Below are 20,402 nucleotides of genomic sequence, written 5' to 3'. Positions count from 1 at the left end.
AAATTCTAAGAAAAACGGCGTAAACAAGAGAAAACGTTAGTATATAGAGGGAGTATATAATTTTGGCAGCAATTAATTCTTGCACATAAACAGCCACGTCCAGCGAAAGCGGACTACCCCCTCGAGGTCTTTAGTAGAAACTACCTGTGGCAAAGAACGCCACTGGTAGTTTCTACTAAAGCTTGTCGGGGGTGATCAAGGCGCTTGCGCTTTTGTTCAGCTTCCTTTTTCTGAATATCACGTGTCTTTAATAATGCAGCTATAAGTTATGTCCAAGCTTCTATTGGTTACTTTTGTAAACCATGTTGTCTTTTTAATCTTCGCATCAGATATAAAGTGCCACCTAACTATAACATTAAACATTTGCTCTTGCCGCCGACCGAGTTGAGTCATGCAGTGTGCGCACCTAGAGACTTCATCCGTCCTGTTTGGCCATTTCTGCCCTCTATTAAAAGATTCTTAATATTTTACTTTATTCACCATTGTATATTAAAATGTAATTGTACTATTTTAAAGCGTTTTCACATAGCTTTATAGAGAAATTATCAATTAAAAAGGGGAGGTAGGGGAAGATGAGCGGTATTTTGGTAGCGTTGATTGGTATGGTTGTATTTGCTTTAGGTTATCGCTATTATTCAAAATTTGTAGCAGAGAAGATTTATAGACTCGATCCAAACTATGTGACACCAGCGCATAGGTATAACGATGGTGTGGATTTTGTCCCAACAAATAAATTTGTGCTTTGGGGACACCATTTTACATCCGTTGCTGGAGCGGCGCCGATTCTAGGCCCAGCGATAGCGGTCTATTGGGGATGGCTTCCAGCTTTTCTGTGGGTTATTCTGGGGACGGTATTTGCTGCGGGCGTCCATGATTTCGGTACGCTTGCTTTGTCGGTCAGGAATAAAGGGCAGTCAGTTGGAACAATCGCAGATAAATTGGTAGGGAACCGTGCAAAAATCTTATTTTTATTTATCATTTTAATTCTTGTACTAATGGTAAATGCGGTATTTGCATGGGTTATTTCAAACCTATTTATTAATTATCCTGCTAGTGTATTGCCGGTGTTTATTCAAATTCCTTTGGCTATTTGGATTGGTCATGCGGCTTATAAACGGAACATGAAAATGCTGATTCCTTCATTGATTGCATTGGCAGTCATGTACATTACGGCAATATTTGCAAGCAGAAATGAATTTTTGCAGATTAATTTGGTGCAATATATGGGTGGAGAGGATGGTTCCGGATTATTTGGGCTAGGTGCAGTTTCAACTGCATTTTTGATTTGGATCGTTATTTTAATGGTATATGTCTATATTGCTTCTACACTCCCTGTATGGAAACTCCTGCAACCTCGAGATTTCATTAACTCGCACCAACTTGTCGTAGGTATGGCAATATTATATTTAGGCTTACTCTTCCTGAATCCTGAGATGACCGCCCCATTGGTGAATGAGAATCCGGATAGGAATTGGCTTCCATTATTATTTATTACCGTTGCATGTGGAGCTATTTCAGGATTTCACGGACTTGTTTCGTCTGGAACAACCTCGAAACAATTGGATAAGGAAACAGATGCAAGATTCGTCGGCTACTTTGGTGCGGTTGGTGAAGGTATTTTAGCGTTAGTGTCTATTATAGCCGTAGCAACCTTTTTCGCAAATACAGATGCTTTCATGGCAACATATTCGAGTTTCACACAAGCGAATGCTATTGGTTTGGGAACATTTGTGGAAGGTGCAGCACAGCTTGCTGAAGGTATTGCTATTCCAGCAGACATAGCTACCACCATCGTCTCGATTATCGTGGTAAGTTTTGCCGCTACAACTTTAGATACATCCGTTCGTCTAATGCGCTATATTATAGCTGAACTAGGGATGGAATATAACGTACCGGCAATTACGAAAAAACATGTCGCAACTTCAATTGCTGTGGTTTCCAGCGCTGCATTGGTACTGATACCAGAAGGACCTAATGGATTTGGTTCAGGTGGATATTTAATATGGCCACTTTTCGGAACGGCGAATCAGTTGCTTGCGGGAATCAGTTTAATGTTGATTGCAATCTGGCTTAAACGCCTTGGAAGAAACTATGCAGTAGCATTGATTCCGATGATCTTCCTTATGTTTATGACACTGTATGCGATGTTCCAGCAGGTCATTTTTGAATGGTCCTGGTTTGGAAGTAATTCCAATACATTACTATTTGTACTCGGTGCAATTATATTCGTTTTTGCAGTTTGGATTGCCTTGACAGCATTCTCCGCATTAACGAAAAAGTATGACGAGCCACTTGATAAAGATAATTAATGTGAGAATCGGGAGGGTCATTATTTACATGACCCTCTTCTACATAGCTTGTTAAAAGAAGGTGAGAGAATTGCTTGAGAAATTAAAACAGTTAATCGCATTTTATGAAGAAGTACTAAGCATGCCACACCGTCAGGAGATTGCCAGGGAATTGAGAAACGAAGATGATTTCTTTCTATTGCTTCTTTATTCCGAAATGATCGGGATTCCAAATCCTGTCTATTATTATACACTCGAATTATACCCATACATGATTGAGAGGTTCCATGATTGGCATTTGCGTATGGGAATGGAAAAATCCCCCATGACAGGAATTCGCTGCTGCTAGGTAAAGCAGTTAAAGAGAGGCGGGAGAACAGATGCAAGATTTGGATAAGAAGATACTTTTCATAGGTGGGAAGGGAGGGGTAGGTAAGTCTACTTCTGCTGCCGCGATTGCCTGGAAATCTGCCAAAGAAGGAAATCGAACGCTGATAATTTCAACAGACCCGGCACATAATATTGGAGATATCTTTGAAAACGAAATCGGTGGGGAGATAAAAAAGGTAGCGGATAAACTATTTGCTCTTGAAATCGATCCCGATATGGAAACAGAAAAATATATAAAAAGTGTGAAAGAAAACATAAAGGGAATTGTCCAATCAAGTATGATGGAAGAAGTACATCGCCAATTGGACACCGCCAAAGCTTCCCCAGGTGCGGATGAAGCCGCTTTATTCGATAAGCTGATAGCTATTATTTTGGAAGAAAGAAGTAAATTTGATAGAATTGTATTTGACACTGCGCCTACAGGTCATACGATCAGACTGTTGACCCTTCCAGAACTGATGGGAATCTGGATAGAAGGCCTGTTGCAGAAAAGGCAGAAGATAAATGAAAATTATACCCAGTTATTAAATGATGGGGATCCAATTGAAGATCCAATTTACGATGTTTTGAAGGAAAGGCAGGGAAAATTCTCAAAAGCAAGGGAGGTGCTTCTGGATCCTAAGCAAACCGGCTTTATTTTCGTCTTGAATCCGGAACGTCTTCCTATTCTGGAAACAGAAAAAGCTATAAAGCTGCTGGACAAGTATCACTTACATGTAAAAACATTAATCGTAAATAAAGTTTTACCGGAAGATGTTGACGGAGTTTTTTTTGAAAAGAGAAAAGCTCATGAGAAAAGATATCTTTCCATGCTTGAAAATACTTTTAAGAAACAAGAACTCGTTTACGTTCCATTATTTTCTGGGGATATTACGAATAAAAGACAACTGGAGAAAATGAGTGATTATTACACGAAAGGATGAAAAGTATGAAAGCATTTGTACTTGAGTATGGTGAGTTAAAGTTTAAGGAAATGGACGAGCCTGTTGCAGGACCGAATGAGGTTATTGTAGCACTGCGAACTGCTGGAATGAACAGAAGAGATTTAGGTCTTCCAAAACGGGTAGGGAATGACAAGGAAGCATTAATACTTGGTTCAGATGGTGCAGGGGTCGTCGAATCAGTTGGAGAAGGTGTCACCCGAGTCGAGGTAGGCGATGAAGTGATCATCAACCCTGCTTTATGTTGGTATGATAACAGTGAGGCACCTCCAAAAGAGTTTGATATATTAGGAATGCCGGGCCACGGAACTTTTGCGGAGAAAATTGCGCTGTCTGAAGAACAGGTGGAAAAAAAGCATGCATTCCTATCCTGGGAGGAAGCGGGTGTGTTTGCCCTTGCTGCTTTAACAGGTTATCGTGCACTCTTTACAAAAGGTCAGATAAAAAGAGGTGAGACCATATTTATTCCTGCCGCAGGAAGTGGTGTGGCAACGTATTTGATTTCCTTTGCCAAAAATGTAGGCGCACGAGTGATTGTTACCTCGCGCAGTGAAGAAAAGAGAAATAAGGCGAAAGAACTTGGAGCAGATCTGGTTATTGACACGAACAGTAACTGGAAAGAAGTTTTGGCTGATGAAACGGTAGATATTGTTATTGACAGTGTGGGAGAAGCAACGTTCAATCGGTCGCTGGATGTATTGAAAAAAGGTGGCCGAATCGTAATATTTGGTGCGACTACAGATGATATTGTAGATTTTAATTTACGTAAATTTTTCTATGGTCAGTATCAGTTGATCGGGACTACAATGGGAAGCAGGCAGGAATTGCAGGCCGCGATGGAGCATATAGAAAATTTTCAGATGAAACCTGTTGTGGACAAAGTCTTCCCATTGGATGAAGCTCAGGCGGCATTTGACTATCTGAAAGAAGGAAAGCAGTTTGGTAAGGTAGCAATCCAAATATAAAGGAAGAGCCAGCATAATTCATGCTGGCTCTCTTAATGAATATATACTTAACTTTCACTCTTTAGCTGAGTCGTATTTTATGTAAACTAGGAAGTAACTTAGTCTTATTACCGGAGATATATGCTTCTCCCGCCGTCCGGGATCGCTCTGGGCAGTCGCGCACCTTAGGGCACGGCCTCAGCCCCGAAGAGAAAACCACTCTTCTGGTCTTCGGACACGTGCTTTTCCCGCAGGAGTCACCGCCCGCCGCTCACCCGAACTGGTAAAGCTGTATAATTAGATTTTGTAAGGATGCAGTTTATTAACAGCAAACTTAACCAGCTCGGGGAAATACACGGAGACTCCAACGGGAGGAAAGGCATAGGTGAGACACTGAAATGCGTAGCATGAAGGGGCTCACCAGCCGCCTTAGGATGCGCGCAGTGTATTTCCCCGAGCGGTCGCCGAAGTATCTCGCTTCCATTATCCGTGCCAACTTTCTAACACAAATAGTTGTTACATCGCATTTTATATCAAATAGGATGAATCAGTAAAATGAACGAATTAAAGCTTTGGAGTCCGTACTGTTTTGAACAAGCAGTATATCTTCAGTCTTTCTAATCCTACCAAGCCTTCTTCACCAATCTCACTCTGCCAAGGCAGAGTAATTACTTTCATCTGTTTCCATCCAATCTTTACCTTCAATCTGCCTGGCAACGAGCATACTGGAGACCGTATCACCTGTGGCATTTACCATTGTGGCTGGAGGATCGACGACAACTCCAATTGCAGATATGATAGGCAGTGCTTCAATAGGCAGGCCATATAAGGTAATAATCATTAATTCACCGATAAATCCACCACCAGGAATTCCACTCATGACAATTCCTGATAACAAACATACCCCAATTGCCGTTAAGAAAGTACCGATACCATTGAAATCCAGATTGAAAACACCGAACACAAAAGCAATCTTTAGCATGGCAGATAGACAGGATCCGTCCATATGGATGGTTGCCCCGAGAGGCAGTACGGTTTCACGTATATCTTTAGGCACACCAATTCTTTTTGCAGCCTGCAAGTTAACAGGAAGAGATGCTACACTGCTTCCTGTTCCAAGTGCAGTGACAGCAGGAGATAAGATATTTTTCCAAAAATGGGTAACACCTTTTCTTCCTCCGGCTATAAATGCATATAGTGTAAAACCAATCGCAAAGTATAAAACAGCAACAGGGTAATAGATAATGAGTGCTTTAGCATAATCGCCAATCAGCGCTGTCCCAAATTCACCAACCAATGAAGCGAAATATGCCCCTAATCCAATAGGTGCATAATACATCACAAGCTGAATGATCTTCATGAACACTTCAGAAGCACTTGTCAAAAATCTGGTAAAAGGTCTTCCTTGCTCACCGGTTAAACCAGTTGCAACCCCAACCAAAACGGAAAAAATGATCAATGCAAGCATATTGGATCTTGAAAACAAATCAACGAAATCCGGTACTGTAAACGTATTAACCAATTGTTCCCCAACGCTGACTTCCTCGACTTCTTCAGGAGCAACTAATGGAATATCGACTCCAGAACCAGGCTGAAAGATAACTGTAGCGACTAACATAAAAACAGATGCAATCAGCCCTGTGACAATGAACACTGTCATCATTGACCCCATGATTTTGCCGAGTCTTTTCATACTGTCCATGTTGGCTATAGCTGAAGCAATGGTAAAAAATACGAGTGGCACAACAATCATAAATAATAAATTAATAAAAATATCACCAAGCGGCTTGAGGACTGTTGCGTTCTCACCAAAAATAAGTCCTATTATTGATCCTAAAATAATGGAGGACAGTAGTATAATGGGAAACCGGTAGGCCTTAAGCTTTTCTTTCACCTGACATCAACTCTTTTCGTGTAGGAAATTATAATAACTTATATAATCATCATACACGAAAATAAAAGGTTTAAGAACATATTAGCTTAAATATGGAGTTATCCTATCGATTGCATTTTGTAGTTTTTTACTGTTTTTATCATACATTTCTTTTGATTGCATGTTTTCCGTAGATAAAGAAAATAGCTCAAGATCTGCCTGGCATTTTTTCATGGTAGCGAGAAGAAGTGGCTTTTCAGTTGGCGCCGGGACTGCGATCATATCATCGAACAAGTCGACGCTAAGTTGACCATCATTATCCGCCTGTGCCAAAAAAACATTCTCAATACTGACGTTCATTTTATCCAATTCGCTCTCCAGCCATTGTTGGTTCAGTGAAAGATTTGCTAAAGGTTCCACTAATACTTTACCATCCATGATAACTGTTTGAGGTTCCTTGGAAGGGGCCAATTTGATACCAAGATCTTTAGGAGTAAGCGGTCGGTTTTCCCGTTTAGGAAGGACACTTAAAGACCCGGATGGTTCCAATATTGCAAACTCGACATCGGATGCGAGGAACACATTATTGTCACGCAGCTTTTCCAAGAGATCGTCTGTGGAGTAGCCTTCCTTTTTTAGATTATCTTCCATAATCTTTCCGTCCTGAATAAAAACGGTACCTTTTCCTTCTGTAAAATCCCGAAAAGCTTTACTCTTTAAAGCGATTTTTTCTGCTCCGAATGGCACAAGGAACCATATTACCAAGGCAATAAGTGCATAGCTGAAATTTGTATTGGGATCCATTGTATGAATGGCAGCAATCCCTCCGAGTACGATTCCGGAAATGGTCTCGAAAATATTCAACTGTGATAATTGTTTTGTCCCCAGCAATTTTACTAAAAAGAATAACAGGACAATCAGTGTAAGGGATCTAAGAATGACATTAATCCATTCCGGCACAGTAATCATTCCTTTCTCTATTTATATTGTGGTTCTTCTTTGGATAGCTCGATTACCTGTTTTTGAAGGTCATTTTTGATTTGCTTGATGATTTGCTCGACATTTTCGAAAGCTTGCTTTGACTCTTTATCTTGAGTTTTATTTGCTAATATACCAAGACTTGCTTCGATATTTTTAATGGATGAATAGCATCCTTTTACCTGTGCACCGACAGTCATATATAATCATCTCCTGTTTTATCCTTTTGGCTTGAATAATAACGCTCCAATAACTCCGAAAATAATTGCTGAGGAGATACCGGAACTGGTAACTTCAAACATACCAGTGACAACTCCAATAAGTCCATGCTTCTCAGCTTCCTGCATTGCTCCATGTACCAGTGAATTTCCGAAGCTGGTAATTGGTACAGTCGCACCAGCACCAGCAAAATCAATTAATGGTTCATACAAACCTAAGCCATCAAGTATTGCACCGCTTACGACGAGTATGGTCAATGTGTGTGCCGGAGATAGTTTGAAAACGTCAAACATAATCTGGCCGATTACACATATAAGTCCACCTACGACAAATGCCCAAAAAAATATCATTTTATATCACTTCCTGATTCAATTGATACAGCATGTGCAATGCATGGTATTGGATCACTTTGTTGCACACTTAACGTGGAATGGAGAGAGCCAGTCGCAACCACTAGGATTTTTTCGATTTCACCTCTGGCCATCTGTTTTAAGAAGTGACCATAAGTAACTACTGCTGAACAAGCTGAACCACTTGCCCCTGCGAGCACGGGCTGGCCCTCCCTATAAATTGTAAGTCCACAATCCACATAGTTTTTTTCTGAGATGGAAATATTCCGTTTATGCATATAATCTAGAGATACTTCTCTGCCAATATGTCCTAGGTCACCGGTAATGATTAGGTCATAATAAGAGGGGTCTACATTTCTCTCTCTTAAGTGTATCTCGATTGTGTCGGCAGCCGCTGCAGCCATTGCCCCTCCCATATTGAAAGGATCAGTCATCCCCATATCGGCAACCTTTCCAATGGTAGCTGAAGTTATTTTTGGACCGTTACCTTCTTTAGCTACGAGTGCACATCCTGCCCCCGTTACCGTCCATTGGGATGTGGGAGGCTTCTGCCCGCCATACTCTGTAGGATAACGAAACTGTTTTTCAGTGGCAGCATTGTGACTCGAGGAACCACTTAAAATATAGTTTGCCCCGTCTCCATTAATAATGGCCGCGGACAAAGCCAGACTTTCCATGGAAGTTGCACAGGCACTAAATAAGCCAAAATAGGGGATACCCATCGTAGTTGCAGCAAAACTGGTTGGTGTAATTTGATTGATTAAATCTCCACTAATAAAAAATTGTACTTGTTCTTTTTCGATCTGGCTTTTCTTAATTGCTATCTGGCAGGCTTCCTCCATCATTTTTTGCTGGGCTTTTTCGAAAGAGGCCTGTTTTAACCACATATCGTCATGCAGGATGTCGAAAGCCTCTGGAATATTGCCGTTCGATTCAAATGGCCCACCTACAGTGCCAGTTGTCAGGATGACCGGTTTATTATTGAAAATCCATGTTTGATGTCCTGCAAGCATTAAAAGCCACCCCATTGAACTAAAATTGTTTTAATTATTGCAATCACAAATGCAGAAAATACACCGTACACTATGACGGGGCCAGCTAGTTTTAACATATTTCCGCCAACACCCAAAATAAATCCTTCTGTACGGTACTCGATTGCAGATGCAATGACTGCATTCCCGAATCCTGTTACCGGAACCGCGGAACCAGCACCTGCAAATTGTCCAATACGATCGTAAAGGCCGAAACCGGTCAGAAGCATTGTGATGAAAATAAGGGTAGCAACTGTAGGGTTTCCAGCAGTTTGTTCTGTGAAATTGAAATTATATATATAAAAAGTAGTGATGATCTGTCCGATAAAACAAATGAATCCGCCGACCAGAAATGCTTTCAGGCAGTTTTTCAATAAAGGTCTTTTAACTTCTCTCTTTGTTTGGAAGTCCTGGTATTGTTGTGCCTCGGGAGGTAAGTTTTTCTTTTTTTCATCTGACATAGGTTATTCACTCTTTCTGTTAGGTCTGTTCCTTTGACAGTTTAACGATTTTCTTTAATTCTTTTTCCAATTCTTTTTTCGTAATTGTATTATCTTTAATGTCCTGTTCAAGTTTTTCCAGTTCAAGAACAATTTTTTTGTCAGTGGAAAACTCTACTTTTTTGTCCTTGAATTTATCTTCCATTTCCTTTTTATATTTCTTTTCTATTTGTGATAAGGTAAACCTCTCGTGGTGGTCTACTTCTATAGCTATCACAATATTCTTATCTGTATTTACGGCCTTTACCGCACTTATTTCATCGTGGTTACTTAATTTATCCTTTGCTTGATTGGATGGTTCCTGGCTAAATATAGATTCATTGGAAATTTTTGTCGTATCAGCAAAATCATTGTTTGTCTGTCCTGGTTCCATTGATTGTTCTTCAGCACAGGCAGATAATAAAAGAGCTGCACAAAAATAAAAAATTATAGTAGCATGTCGCATATCTCACACCCGTTTCTTCCACTAGAGTATGTAAGAGGCTGCTATTCCAGCCTCTTTATATTCATCCGTACAGATTTCAAAAGCTGTCAGTGTTTTTGATTATTGTTTGTATTGTGGTTCTTCTTGTTCTATTTGAGTGACTCGCGGTTCTACAGTTTGCAGAATTGCCATTGTTTGTTGTGCTGCATTCTGATAGAGCTGTTTCGCTTGTTTGTTTTCAGTCTGAAGTGCAAACTGTTCAAAGCTGGCTTGCGCACTTTTTAATCCTGCTATTGTCTGTTTAACTTGAGCGGCTACAGTCAATTTCATCCCTCCTCATTCAATTACACTCTTTATATTGCAAATAAAGAAGCAGAAATATACAGTTTTAGGTATCCCATTTACTGGAAGTATGATAAATAAATGAAATATTTGAAACCTTTCACCTATTCCATTCGTCTTATAAGGTGGGATTAATAAACGGGAGGATGGGAGATTATTAACAGGCAAATTGTCATTTTTTTAATCTTATTAATTATATGTTTTGTTGGTATAAGGCTTTATATGGAGTTAGGAGAGAAGGAATCTGTTGTAACTGCGACATCAACGATTAATGAGGTTGATGATTTTTTATTGCATGTGCGAGTAGAGGAGGCGGATAAAGGCATACAAGTTCAAAGTTCACTGCAATACATTGGAGAAGAGCAGCTGCTTATCCGTCATCAGGCCCCATTAGTGTCTGTGTCCTATAATGAAAATATTCATGATTTTACAGGAGATTTTATTTCCCAGGAGCTTGAGAGGGGAGATATTTATAATGCGCAATATTCGGTTTTACCTTATCCCGAATCCAAAGACAGCAATATTTACATTCATGCGAGATTCAGATCGAATGGACAGCAAATAAACATAGTGCACGTCGAGCAGCTTATATACGAATAAAACCTGCACATTTTTGAGTGTGCAGGTTAAAATTATCTTTTGTTCATATTTTTGCTTTTTACAAAAGGAGTGACATCCATACGTGTTGGTTTACTGAATTTACGAATCATTTGTTCAGTCCAATTATCGACTTTCGTATTGGATGAGCGGTTTTCATAATAATTTTCCATTTCGTTATCATATGCTTCAATAAATCGCTGCTGTTCTGCAAATGGTTTGTACCTATTTTCATGATACATGGTTTCGAGCGGCAATCGTGGTTTAATTTCTGGTTTTTGGTCAGGATATCCAACGACTAGTCCGAACAGCGGGATTACATATTCAGGAAGCTGAAGTATATCATTTACACGTTGGATGTCATTCCGCAGACTTCCAATATAGCAAATACCTAACCCCATTGATTCTGCAGCAATAGAAGCATTTTGCGCAGCAAGAGATGCATCAACAGTTGCTACAATTAATTGTTCTGTGCTCTCCAGGTTTTCCTGTACAGACTGATTTTTTACTGAATTTCCAAGTTGATTAATCCGCTGCAGATCACCACAGAAAACAAACATATGTGCATTATTTTTAACATGCTCATGACCCGAAACTTTATATAGTTCATCTTTTATGATTCCATCCTTCACCCCTATGATGGTATATGCCATAACATTGCTGGAAGTGGATGCTTGCAGTGCCGATTTTACAATTAGTCTGATTTGTTCTTCTGTTAATTTTTCATCCTTAAATTTTCGGATGGATCGGTGATTAAGTATTGACTCAATGATGGTGTTCATTGCAAAAAATCTCCTTTTTTAATCTCCTGTAGTTAAAATTGTTTCGGTTAAAGTGCTTTCACCCAATTGACTCCATTCGGAAAAGTTCTGACTGCTTGGTTCGATTACATCTGGTATGTTTACATTCAGACTTTCCTCGTCAATCCAATGGACTGTCACGTAAGGCCACTTATAATTCAAAATGTTAGCATCATTTGTTTCATTGTTCAAGGATAATACTTTCCATTGTTTTAGATCAGTCACAACTAGATGATCTGTTTCGAAATTTTGATTATTTATCCGACCAAATTGGATAGCGACTTTCGATTCCTCTGGAGAAACTAACATTTTTTTAAATTTAGCTAAATCAGCAACCAGATAAGCCGGATTTTCTCCTGATTGATTAAATAATAAATAAGAACAGGCCTCACTAAAGCAGGAAAATTCCAGCAAGTAAATCTGGTGGTCATCCAGTGGCAACCTTTCCAATTTCATTTCATTGATGGTAGCTTTTCGGTTTTTGACCCCATTGAGATATTCCTTTAGGATAGGAACCATTTGTAAATTGATAAGAACTTGTTCATCATTCAGGAAAAATTCTATGTATTGCTCAATTTCATCTTCTTCCTCCTGCTCGATCAATGCAGGTTGTTTTTCTGTTTCAAGGGGAACCGTATCCACTTTTTCTATAGCTTTCGAATTGCTGGAGCAACCTGCAGCAACCAAGAGTACGCTAATCATTATGAATTTTTTTATCATACATTACGCTCCAATATGAAATTTATTATGAATACAGTTAATTATACAATAATTAGTGAAACATTATTAGTTATTTGCAAATAAAAAAGAGATCTTTTTGTTTAGATCTCTTTAAGAGTTTTTCCATTTTTCTTGTTATCGTTGGTTGTACCAAGGGAATATAATCTTCGTCCAATGCCCTATCTTCTTTCCTTTGTCAGGGAAGCATCATGATTGAGATCATTTCTTTTTTCTGAAAAACAACAGCAGGAATGCTAAAACAATTACAATTATAGCAATATAAATCCAGGTCACTGTTATTCATCCGCTGTGGTAGAATGGTAGACTTCAAATTTAAATTTCTTTAGAACATAGGGAAGATGTAATTAATCAGGAACCATAGTATTCCAAAAAATATGATTAAATATGTGACATATTTAATTACAGCGACACCAACCTTGCTAGGATCCGATTTCTTTTCATTTCTTTCAATTTCCTTGTGTTCGTCCACTGTTAATCCCACCTTTTAGTTTGATTAAATAACTATCGATTCTTGGTCACTTGTTTCATATTCAATTTTAAAATTCACTTTTATGGAACTATTTTCAAGGAACTCTTTAATAGTATTAGAATCACTTTCTTCAGTTATCCCATCTTTAATTAAAGTAAAGGTTTCCTTGTTGTCTGTTGTCAGAAAGAAGGATAATAGCTTTGGAAGATTTTCGGCATCTGCAATCATATGGTTTCGATATAAATAGATATTGGAGCTGCTGCTTGAAGCAATTTGATGGAGTTGAAGGACATCTTTCATAGGCAACTTACTGTTAAGCTGAACTTTATAAGATTCGATTATATCCATTTTTATCACCTCGTAATAGTTAGTTTGTTGTTTGGTAATAAATACCCGTGGGATTTGTGTACTAAACATTTAACTATAGAAAAAAGATAAATTTTAATTTGCTTCTTTTTTTGATACACTCTAGATAAATGATAATAAGCAAAGAGGAGGGATGTAATTAAAATGAAGACATTTAAATTGAAGAAATTGGAAGTAGTAGACCATAATGATGAAATCGACCAGAAATCAATTCCTTTACTCGACGGTCTTATCATAAATAGGGAAGATGACAATAGTCAGTGGCTTATTGAGGCATACATAGAAAAATCAAATTACGATTATTTTAACAGGATTTACGAAAACAAAGAAGAAATAATGGTACAAGCTACCATAACGAAAGAAACGAATGAACCAGCCACCTTCATTACAACCGTGCTTGGTGTAAATGAAATTGGCGATCATATGAATGTATTATTTATCGGGAAAATTATTGACAGCAGAAAGAGTATCGTTGAAGAATTGTTGACAGACTTGATCAATCAAGGATACCAAGGAAAGGAATTACTTAAAAAATTTAAAGAATTGGCGTAATAAATGAAGTTATCGTATGAAATGAACAACAACTAGGAGCAAATAAATGAAAATGTTTTTTTCGAAGTACCGTGTAATGAATCAGTTAACACCAGTGCAAATGTTATTCTTTTTTTATTTTATAGCTGTTATAATATCCACCATTATTTTGTCTTTGCCGGTAGCACATCAGGAAGGTGTTGAAATAGCCTTTATAGATATATTGTTCACAGCGGTAAGTGCAATCAGTGTTACTGGATTAAGTACGATAACTGTAGCAGATACGCTGAGTACGACAGGGATTATTTTGCTTGCACTGATTATGCAACTGGGCGCGGTCGGAATCATGGCAATGGGTACTTTAATCTGGCTTATATTGGGTAAGAAAATTGGACTGAAAGAAAGAAGTCTTATTATGACAGATCAAAATCAGACCAGTTTTCAGGGGATGGTACGGCTCATAAAAGGGATTGTATACGTTCTATTGGTAATTGAGCTGATAGGGTTTCTTGTTCTGGGAACTTATTTTCTCCAATACTTCCCTACAGCGGGGGAGGCCTATCTGCATGGCTTTTTTGGAACCATCAGTGCGATTACGAATGGTGGTTTTGATATTACCGGATCATCCTTAATACCCTTTCGTCATGATTATTTTGTCCAGTTTATCAATATTTTGTTGATCATTTTCGGAGCAATCGGCTTTCCTGTATTGATCGAGGTGAAGGAATATCTGTTTCTGAAAAGTGAAACCAGGCACATGTTTCGCTTCAGCTTATTTACAAAAGTAACAACAACTACTTTTCTCATTCTAATAATAGTCGGAACAATTATGATTTTCCTGCTGGATATGAATCGATTCTTTGCAGATAAAACTTGGCATGAATCTTTCTTCTACGCATTATTTCAGTCTGTAACCACGAGGAGTGGTGGATTATCAACAATGGATGTCGGCTTGCTCTCTGAACCTAATCAGCTGTTTATGTCATTGCTGATGTTCATTGGGGCTTCTCCCAGCAGTGCCGGAGGCGGTATCCGCACAACAACTTTTGCTTTGTCCTTTATCTATATTTACACTTATATCCGTGGTGGGAAAGGTATTCGGATATTCAATAGGGAAATATATGACGAGGATTTGGCAAAGGCAGTAGCGGTAACATTGGTTGCACTATCCATTGTTTTCACTTCTGTATTGCTTATGGCAATAATTGAACCTTTTGGTTTGGGACAAATTTTATTCGAAGTAACCTCAGCTTTTGGAACTGTTGGACTTTCACTTGGAATAACGGCTGACCTATCCTCGTTCAGTAAGGTTTTACTTATGATCTTAATGTTCATTGGAAGGGTTGGAATCATAACCATTTTGCTTATCTTCAAACGCAGAAAGAAAAAGATGAATTATCGTTATCCCAAGGAAAAAATCATCATTGGTTAATAGCTTAACGTTGCCAGAATGGAACTGGCAAATAAGCATTGGTAGAATAAGAAGGCTTGATACCTATGTGAAAAAATGGCTTGTGCTACGTTGTCAGCACAAGCCATTTTTGTTAGCAGTAAAATGCGGCTCCTACAATAATCAAAAGGATAAAAAGCACAACAATCAGTGCAAAGTTGTGACCGTATCCACCATGGTATCCGCCGTAGCTTCCGCAATCGTATCCACCATATCCGTAGCCCATGCTTTTTCACCTCCCGATGGTACAATATTACTTTATGCATGTAGGGAGAATGTGTATAGACGTTTGCACTAGAAAAAGTAATGCCATAAAAATAAGCCTTCCTGAGTATCTAATGGAAGGCTGTTCAAACTTCATCATCTGTCTGGACTGGAGTAGTCAAGAATCTTTAGCTGGTCATTCTCGTACCCAACAGTGAAAACGAAGGTATGGGTTTCTTTGAATGTATCTTCTTCCTGTGGGATATTTTGTTCAACAGTAACCTCAACAGATGTCTGTATCCGATTATTTTCGATGATGGAGCTATCTAAATCAGAAAACTCAAGGCTGATTATGTTAATAAATCTATCTCTGAATTCTTGGTATGTTAATTCGAGCTGTGTTGAGCTTCCCAACAGGGTGTATGCACCAACGTAATCTCTTACAGATATGCTTTCAAGGAAATAAGAGGTTACATATTCAGCATTTTCAATAACCTCATCAGAATCAGAGAAACTAATCAAATCAGTGACACTGGAAAATTCCAGTTGATCATTCTGTGCCTCGTTAGACCATTGAGTCACCTGGTCGATTATGTCAACGATCGGGATGCTGAACCCAATTGTACCATCCTGTGTTCCAACAGAGTTAATACCTATTATCTCACCTGTGTCCCTTTTGATAAGTGGTCCGCCACTATTTCCCTGCGAAATTTGCGCAGATATCTGGTAAACATTTGAATAATCATATCCCTCAACGGAAAAATTACGTTCGGTTCCTGAAATGATGCCGAGTGTCACTGTGTTTTGAAAGCCATGCGGACTTCCAAGAGCGATTACTTCATCGCCAATTTCAGCCAATGATTCTTCCGCGACAGGCAGTGGGGAGAGTCCAGCCAGCTGTGGGACCCGTATTACAGCAACATCAACTTCTTCACTGACTCCTATTACAGCTGCTGGGTAGATTTCGGCATTGGAAGTTCTGATGCTGATTGCATCAGCATTTTGAATCACATGGGCATTCGTTATAATGTCACCTTTCTCATTGTAAAGAAACCCGGACCCAGTGATTTTGCTGAATTCATTTTGTCCTTCTATTTGAACAACGCTTTTTTCGGCTTCGTGAATAATCGTCTTTAAGTCCATTGACGTGCTATCGTTTGTTACTTCGTGGACGGTCGGATTATTTATTGTTATTTCCTCTGATCTCCAATTATCATATATTTTTAATACTGCAACTAAACCAATTATTAATATAATAATCGAAATGATTATTGGAGGATAACGCTTATTATGCAACATTTTCACCTCTCCTGAGCAATCATTTCCGATTTACAATTCTGTATACCATGTTATTTTCGTTACTTCCACGGTGAGATTTCTAAGCTCATTATCCAATTCATAATGCGTAAATTCAAATTTACCTACCTCATCGGGGTAAAGCAAGTCTGGATAGATAACTACCTCATTCGTTAATATTTCCGAACCATTTGCAGATAGAATCGAATATTCCACTACCACAGAGTTGATAGGTACGGTGGCAGCACTTTTTACTTCACCTTTAACTACCAGGTTGTTTTGATCGTTTTTCTCCAAATCGGCAGTAATGAGTTCAATAGCGTCATTTTCGTTAAATTCCTGTTCCACTGCAGCACTATTTATGGCTTGTTCAATTCTCTGTTCCTGAGCGGTTTCGAAGGATATCTTTTCCTTTTCAATTGTTGCTTGGAGACTCTCGAGTTTTTCAGACTGTGGAGCATATTTTAACCCATCCTCAACCAATAATTGGGCGTCGTTGAACTGTTTTTGGTTAAGCTGCTCACTCGCCTTTGAAAAGGAAAAATCAATAATCTGATCACGGATATATTGTGTGATTTCCTCTGCCTCATCATGGTTAATCGATTCTGCCACCCATAGCATTAATTTCAATTCCTCGATTTCCGGCTCCTGTGCTAAAGTGGCTTTTAGCTCCTCAATCTTTATATTGCTTTGCAGTTCTTCTATGTCCTCGATTATCTGATCAACTGCAGCCCCATCATAATTACGTAAAGCTGAAGCAGCGTCATTGATCATTGCGGTTGCTTCCTGAAAATTCTGTTCTTCTTTTAAATGACGTATTTTATTTAAGGAATTTTCCAGGTTAATCGCCAAATCCACAAACTCCAGTGAAGTTTGGGCTGTTGTAAAATTACCATGATGATCGATTGCCTGAGAAAATAGATCTCTCGCTTGGTCATAATTTTTGTCCAGCAGCTGCTGTTCGCCTTGTCTGTAAAACTCTTTTGCCTCAGCTGATTGATTTTTTAGAAAAAGATGAGCGGCACCAGCGGAAGAGGCGATAATTACTGCTGCTACCACAGGATAGTACCAAAGCTTATTAAACTTGTTTTTATTATATATACGACTCACTACATCTTTAGGTAATTGTTTACCACATTTAATGCAGAATTCTTCATTTTCTTTTACACTTGTCCCGCAATAAGGGCAGTGATACATAATTTAGACCCCCAAAACCTTTTCGCTGTTGCGTCCTTGAACGTTCGCCTGCGCATTTCTATATAATTTTAACATATTTTGCTTTATTTAGGGTGGGGTTATTGGTATTATAAAGTGAGTTGAGTTATTATTTAAAGCAGTGAATCATTTGACGTTTTAGAGAAAATGAAAGGGGTGCCATTCATGGAGCTGTTGTTTGGAGTAGTTTGCTTTGGGATTCTTGTACTTAACATAGGATACTGTATTTTAGACAATGAAAAATAGCTTAATTAAGTAAAGAAAAAGGGCGGTTGCAGAATCTGCCGCCCAATTAGCTTATTTCGTCAGTGACCACTCACTAAATGGATAGATGATCAGTTCTGATCTTCCAATGATTTCATCTTCATGAATAAATCCAAGTCCGTTTCGGCTGTCCTTACTGATTAAGCGATTGTCACCCATTACAAAATAGCTCTCTTCCGGTATCTTAATAGGACCGAAATTTCCTGTTTTATACATAACATCCTCAGATAAAAAAGATTGGGTATATTCCTCACCGTCTATAATTAAATCATTTCCGTTTAATTCGATTGTTTCACCTGGTAAGCCTATCACTCTTTTAACATAATTTTTTGCTGGTCTTTGAATGATGACCACATCTCCACGATCAGGTTCATCCAGAATATAAATGAGTTTATTGAAGATTACTCTTTCTCCATGCTCTAAAGTTGGGTCCATACTTTCACCTTCTACGATAGAAGTGGCGAAGATAAAAGTTCTAAGGAAAAGAGCGATTAAAATGGCAACTATAATTGCTTTCGTCCATTCAAACCATTCGTTTTTCTCTTTTTTTCCTGACACTGGAGTCATCCTTCCTTTACAAGTTTCATCTTAATAGTAGCATAGACTTACATAGTTATCGACAATAATTATATCATACTGTACAAAGAACTTATTGATTAAATCGCAGCAGTAAATTTCAATAATAGAGAGGCTTATTTAAAATGAATACAATAGAAGATATACTTAACCGTATTGAATTCCTTAGGAAAAAAATGACTGAGGTGGCCATGGATAAAGGTTTTACCAATATCGAGTCTGTCCACATCAGTCAGGAACTTGATTTATTGTTGAATTTATATGAAGATGTCAAAAATAATCCGCAATTAGCCACGAACGACATTGAATCCAAATTGGATGAAAATAAATTAACGTAATAATGTTTTGTCTAAGAATGCTTCCAAGCGGTCCAGCCCTTGAGTGATCGTTTCTATGTCGTATGCATATGAAAGTCTCATATAACCTTCACCCAATTGGGAAAAACTGTTGCCGGGAACGAGAGCAATTTTTGCTTCACGAACGAGTGTCAGACCAAGTTCAAAGGAAGTCGTTTCTTTAATTGGGAATTTAGGGAAGAAGTAAAAAGCACCCTCCGGTTTATTCACAGCTAATCCCATATTATTCAGACGGCTATATACATAGTCCCGTCTTCTTCTGTATTCTTCCCGCATGGTTTCTGTGCTTTCAGAGTTGTTTGTCAATGCTTCCAATGCAGCATACTGGCTAATGGATGATGCACAGGTAACATTATACTGATGCACTTTTAGTATGTGCTTGGACAGCCATTTCGGAGCAAGTACATAACCAATTCGAAACCCGGTCATTGAGTGGGATTTGGATAACCCGTTAATCACAATCGTTTTTTCTTTGACTGAATCGAAATTTGCTATCGAGTAATGCTGATTTTCAAAAACAAGCTCACTGTATATTTCATCGGCAAGAATAAAAATATCTTTGTCCTTTAACACTTCTGTAAGATCCGATAATTCCTCCTTTGAAAAAGATGCACCCGTCGGATTAGAAGGGTAGGGGAGAACGACGCATTTTGTTTTATCACTAAGATGCTGTTTAAGCGTTTCCTTTGTCAATTTAAACCCTGTTGTTGTCGTATCAGCGTAAACAGCCTTCGCTCCGGCCAGAGTGATTAATGGTTCATAGCCTGGATATATAGGACCTGGAAGGATTACTTCATCTCCAGGCGATAAAATCGTACGGAACGTGATATCTATAGCTTGAGAAGCCCCTGTGGTAACAATGATTTCTGACATAGGGTCAAAGCTGATTCCATAATTCGTTTCATTAAACTTCGAAATTGCTTTTCGTAATTCGATAATTCCCGCATTACTGGTGTAGGTTGTCTTATTGTTGACAATCGCATCTGAAGCCGCTTCTTTTATGTAGTTCGGTGTATGGAAGTCAGGCTGACCGATGGTTAAAGAAATAACGTCCTTTTCATCTGCAACCATATTAAAAAACTTTCTTATCCCCGAAATTTCGATTCTTTTTACATTTTCATTCAATAAATAATCCATAGAATAACCACCTTTTCATAAATATTTCCTATAATGTGACAAAAACTTAATAAAATGTTCAAATAATTTTGATTTATGGTGTTAAAAATAGGGTATAATAAAATTAGAACATAAGAAGGA

The 20,402-nt window shown here is 38.5% G+C and carries 25 protein-coding genes; 8 read left to right on the top strand and 17 right to left on the bottom strand.

The genetic code is table 11. The features are described from left to right. Positions 1-572 precede the first annotated feature (572 nt). The 4 genes from A4245_RS16980 to A4245_RS16965 all read left to right on the top strand — a co-directional run bounded on the left by A4245_RS16980 (position 573) and on the right by A4245_RS16965 (position 4,584). Positions 573-2,309 (top strand): carbon starvation CstA family protein, encoded by a 1,737-nt coding sequence (locus tag A4245_RS16980; protein WP_067730124.1) that lies wholly within the window; start codon positions 573-575, stop codon positions 2,307-2,309. Positions 2,310-2,379: 70 nt separating this feature from the next. Further along, on the top strand, positions 2,380-2,637 hold the full coding sequence (locus A4245_RS16975) for a cory-CC-star protein (RefSeq protein WP_067730122.1): 258 nt from the start codon (positions 2,380-2,382) through the stop codon (positions 2,635-2,637). Positions 2,638-2,668: 31 nt separating this feature from the next. Further along, entirely contained in the window at positions 2,669-3,601 is a 933-nt protein-coding gene (locus tag A4245_RS16970; protein ID WP_067730119.1) for an ArsA family ATPase, read from the top strand. A 5-nt stretch (positions 3,602-3,606) separates the two neighbouring features. Continuing rightward, a complete protein-coding gene (locus tag A4245_RS16965) occupies positions 3,607-4,584 on the top strand; it encodes a zinc-binding dehydrogenase (RefSeq protein WP_067730118.1) in 978 nt (325 codons plus the stop codon). A 625-nt stretch (positions 4,585-5,209) separates the two neighbouring features. Here A4245_RS16965 and A4245_RS16960 read toward each other — a convergent pair. From A4245_RS16960 to A4245_RS16925, 8 genes are all read right to left on the bottom strand, one after another. After that, the gene (locus tag A4245_RS16960) at positions 5,210-6,457 is read right to left on the bottom strand and encodes a dicarboxylate/amino acid:cation symporter (RefSeq protein WP_067730117.1); all 1,248 of its coding nucleotides are present in this window, start codon (positions 6,455-6,457) and stop codon (positions 5,210-5,212) included. Positions 6,458-6,538: 81 nt separating this feature from the next. Further along, positions 6,539-7,396, bottom strand: a complete 858-nt coding sequence (locus A4245_RS16955; protein ID WP_067730116.1) for a DUF421 domain-containing protein — start codon at positions 7,394-7,396, stop codon at positions 6,539-6,541. Positions 7,397-7,413: 17 nt separating this feature from the next. After that, positions 7,414-7,614 (bottom strand): DUF1657 domain-containing protein, encoded by a 201-nt coding sequence (locus tag A4245_RS16950; protein ID WP_067730114.1) that lies wholly within the window; start codon positions 7,612-7,614, stop codon positions 7,414-7,416. Positions 7,615-7,632: 18 nt separating this feature from the next. After that, positions 7,633-7,983, bottom strand: coding sequence for a stage V sporulation protein AE (spoVAE, locus tag A4245_RS16945; RefSeq protein ID WP_067730113.1), 351 nt, complete (start codon positions 7,981-7,983; stop codon positions 7,633-7,635). After that, positions 7,980-8,996: a stage V sporulation protein AD gene (gene spoVAD / locus A4245_RS16940; RefSeq protein ID WP_067730111.1), complete on the bottom strand. Its 1,017-nt coding sequence runs from the start codon at positions 8,994-8,996 to the stop codon at positions 7,980-7,982. Before spoVAD ends, spoVAE begins: the two co-directional genes overlap by 4 nt. Then, on the bottom strand, positions 8,996-9,475 hold the full coding sequence (gene spoVAC / locus A4245_RS16935) for a stage V sporulation protein AC (RefSeq protein WP_067730106.1): 480 nt from the start codon (positions 9,473-9,475) through the stop codon (positions 8,996-8,998). Before spoVAC ends, spoVAD begins: the two co-directional genes overlap by 1 nt. A 19-nt stretch (positions 9,476-9,494) precedes the next feature. Next, complete coding sequence (locus A4245_RS16930; protein WP_157087755.1) at positions 9,495-9,887, bottom strand: YhcN/YlaJ family sporulation lipoprotein; 393 nt, start codon at positions 9,885-9,887, stop codon at positions 9,495-9,497. 171 nt (positions 9,888-10,058) lie between these two features. Further along, complete coding sequence (locus A4245_RS16925) at positions 10,059-10,262, bottom strand: DUF1657 domain-containing protein (protein ID WP_067730104.1); 204 nt, start codon at positions 10,260-10,262, stop codon at positions 10,059-10,061. Between the two features lie 240 nt (positions 10,263-10,502). Between A4245_RS16925 and A4245_RS16920 the strand changes: the two genes are divergently transcribed. Beyond that, positions 10,503-10,880 (top strand): hypothetical protein, encoded by a 378-nt coding sequence (locus A4245_RS16920; RefSeq protein ID WP_067730102.1) that lies wholly within the window; start codon positions 10,503-10,505, stop codon positions 10,878-10,880. Between the two features lie 32 nt (positions 10,881-10,912). Here A4245_RS16920 and nfsA read toward each other — a convergent pair whose 3' ends face one another. The 4 genes from nfsA to A4245_RS16905 all read right to left on the bottom strand — a co-directional run bounded on the left by nfsA (position 10,913) and on the right by A4245_RS16905 (position 13,235). After that, positions 10,913-11,659 carry an oxygen-insensitive NADPH nitroreductase gene (nfsA, locus tag A4245_RS16915; RefSeq protein ID WP_067730100.1) on the bottom strand — a complete coding sequence of 249 codons (747 nt, stop codon included), beginning with the start codon at positions 11,657-11,659 and terminating at the stop codon, positions 10,913-10,915. 18 nt (positions 11,660-11,677) lie between these two features. Further along, the gene (locus A4245_RS16910) at positions 11,678-12,397 is read right to left on the bottom strand and encodes a hypothetical protein (protein ID WP_067730098.1); all 720 of its coding nucleotides are present in this window, start codon (positions 12,395-12,397) and stop codon (positions 11,678-11,680) included. 343 nt (positions 12,398-12,740) lie between these two features. After that, positions 12,741-12,887, bottom strand: coding sequence for a hypothetical protein (locus A4245_RS20440; RefSeq protein ID WP_199860708.1), 147 nt, complete (start codon positions 12,885-12,887; stop codon positions 12,741-12,743). Between the two features lie 24 nt (positions 12,888-12,911). After that, positions 12,912-13,235 carry a hypothetical protein gene (locus tag A4245_RS16905; RefSeq protein WP_067730096.1) on the bottom strand — a complete coding sequence of 108 codons (324 nt, stop codon included), beginning with the start codon at positions 13,233-13,235 and terminating at the stop codon, positions 12,912-12,914. A 162-nt stretch (positions 13,236-13,397) separates the two neighbouring features. Between A4245_RS16905 and A4245_RS16900 the strand changes: the two genes are divergently transcribed. Next, positions 13,398-13,805, top strand: coding sequence for a YwpF-like family protein (locus A4245_RS16900; protein WP_067730090.1), 408 nt, complete (start codon positions 13,398-13,400; stop codon positions 13,803-13,805). 52 nt (positions 13,806-13,857) lie between these two features. After that, positions 13,858-15,216, top strand: coding sequence for a TrkH family potassium uptake protein (locus A4245_RS16895; RefSeq protein WP_084268851.1), 1,359 nt, complete (start codon positions 13,858-13,860; stop codon positions 15,214-15,216). 112 nt (positions 15,217-15,328) lie between these two features. On the opposite strand, the gene A4245_RS19820 is transcribed toward A4245_RS16895, so the two are convergent. The 4 genes from A4245_RS19820 to lepB form a co-directional block, all read right to left on the bottom strand. Beyond that, entirely contained in the window at positions 15,329-15,460 is a 132-nt protein-coding gene (locus A4245_RS19820; RefSeq protein ID WP_084268849.1) for a YjcZ family sporulation protein, read from the bottom strand. Between the two features lie 134 nt (positions 15,461-15,594). Next, the gene (locus tag A4245_RS16890) at positions 15,595-16,737 is read right to left on the bottom strand and encodes a S1C family serine protease (protein WP_067730086.1); all 1,143 of its coding nucleotides are present in this window, start codon (positions 16,735-16,737) and stop codon (positions 15,595-15,597) included. Between the two features lie 30 nt (positions 16,738-16,767). Continuing rightward, entirely contained in the window at positions 16,768-17,931 is a 1,164-nt protein-coding gene (locus A4245_RS16885; protein WP_067730084.1) for a zinc-ribbon domain-containing protein, read from the bottom strand. A 315-nt stretch (positions 17,932-18,246) separates the two neighbouring features. Then, complete coding sequence (gene lepB, locus A4245_RS16880) at positions 18,247-18,780, bottom strand: signal peptidase I (RefSeq protein ID WP_067730082.1); 534 nt, start codon at positions 18,778-18,780, stop codon at positions 18,247-18,249. A gap of 134 nt (positions 18,781-18,914) precedes the next feature. Between lepB and A4245_RS16875 the strand changes: the two genes are divergently transcribed. Beyond that, the gene (locus tag A4245_RS16875; protein ID WP_067730080.1) at positions 18,915-19,127 is read left to right on the top strand and encodes an aspartyl-phosphate phosphatase Spo0E family protein; all 213 of its coding nucleotides are present in this window, start codon (positions 18,915-18,917) and stop codon (positions 19,125-19,127) included. Here A4245_RS16875 and A4245_RS16870 read toward each other — a convergent pair. Further along, entirely contained in the window at positions 19,119-20,282 is a 1,164-nt protein-coding gene (locus tag A4245_RS16870; RefSeq protein ID WP_067730078.1) for an aminotransferase A, read from the bottom strand. The genes A4245_RS16875 and A4245_RS16870 overlap by 9 nt on opposite strands. Positions 20,283-20,402 lie beyond the last annotated feature (120 nt).

The sequence above is a fragment of the Oceanobacillus damuensis genome (genome assembly GCF_001618145.1).
Classification (GTDB): Bacteria; Bacillota; Bacilli; order Bacillales; family Amphibacillaceae; genus Oceanobacillus; species Oceanobacillus damuensis.
This window is presented reverse-complemented; position numbering and strand designations above follow the sequence as displayed.

Bases quoted from the DNA above. Each gene is read 5' to 3' on its own strand.
- lepB (WP_067730082.1), bottom strand. From the start codon at position 18,780: ATGACTCCAGTGTCAGGAAAAAAAGAGAAAAACGAATGGTTTGAATGG.
- A4245_RS16875 (WP_067730080.1), top strand. From the start codon at position 18,915: ATGAATACAATAGAAGATATACTTAACCGTATTGAATTCCTTAGGAAA.
- A4245_RS16950 (WP_067730114.1), bottom strand. From the start codon at position 7,614: ATGACTGTCGGTGCACAGGTAAAAGGATGCTATTCATCCATTAAAAAT.
- A4245_RS16870 (WP_067730078.1), bottom strand. From the start codon at position 20,282: ATGGATTATTTATTGAATGAAAATGTAAAAAGAATCGAAATTTCGGGG.
- A4245_RS16965 (WP_067730118.1), top strand. From the start codon at position 3,607: ATGAAAGCATTTGTACTTGAGTATGGTGAGTTAAAGTTTAAGGAAATG.
- A4245_RS16910 (WP_067730098.1), bottom strand. From the start codon at position 12,397: ATGATAAAAAAATTCATAATGATTAGCGTACTCTTGGTTGCTGCAGGT.
- A4245_RS16900 (WP_067730090.1), top strand. From the start codon at position 13,398: ATGAAGACATTTAAATTGAAGAAATTGGAAGTAGTAGACCATAATGAT.
- A4245_RS16885 (WP_067730084.1), bottom strand. From the start codon at position 17,931: ATGTATCACTGCCCTTATTGCGGGACAAGTGTAAAAGAAAATGAAGAA.
- A4245_RS16970 (WP_067730119.1), top strand. From the start codon at position 2,669: ATGCAAGATTTGGATAAGAAGATACTTTTCATAGGTGGGAAGGGAGGG.
- A4245_RS19820 (WP_084268849.1), bottom strand. From the start codon at position 15,460: ATGGGCTACGGATATGGTGGATACGATTGCGGAAGCTACGGCGGATAC.
- spoVAD (WP_067730111.1), bottom strand. From the start codon at position 8,996: ATGCTTGCAGGACATCAAACATGGATTTTCAATAATAAACCGGTCATC.
- A4245_RS16905 (WP_067730096.1), bottom strand. From the start codon at position 13,235: ATGGATATAATCGAATCTTATAAAGTTCAGCTTAACAGTAAGTTGCCT.
- spoVAC (WP_067730106.1), bottom strand. From the start codon at position 9,475: ATGTCAGATGAAAAAAAGAAAAACTTACCTCCCGAGGCACAACAATAC.
- A4245_RS16930 (WP_157087755.1), bottom strand. From the start codon at position 9,887: ATGGAACCAGGACAGACAAACAATGATTTTGCTGATACGACAAAAATT.
- spoVAE (WP_067730113.1), bottom strand. From the start codon at position 7,983: ATGATATTTTTTTGGGCATTTGTCGTAGGTGGACTTATATGTGTAATC.
- A4245_RS16920 (WP_067730102.1), top strand. From the start codon at position 10,503: ATGGAGTTAGGAGAGAAGGAATCTGTTGTAACTGCGACATCAACGATT.
- A4245_RS16895 (WP_084268851.1), top strand. From the start codon at position 13,858: ATGTTTTTTTCGAAGTACCGTGTAATGAATCAGTTAACACCAGTGCAA.
- A4245_RS16890 (WP_067730086.1), bottom strand. From the start codon at position 16,737: ATGTTGCATAATAAGCGTTATCCTCCAATAATCATTTCGATTATTATA.
- nfsA (WP_067730100.1), bottom strand. From the start codon at position 11,659: ATGAACACCATCATTGAGTCAATACTTAATCACCGATCCATCCGAAAA.
- A4245_RS16980 (WP_067730124.1), top strand. From the start codon at position 573: ATGAGCGGTATTTTGGTAGCGTTGATTGGTATGGTTGTATTTGCTTTA.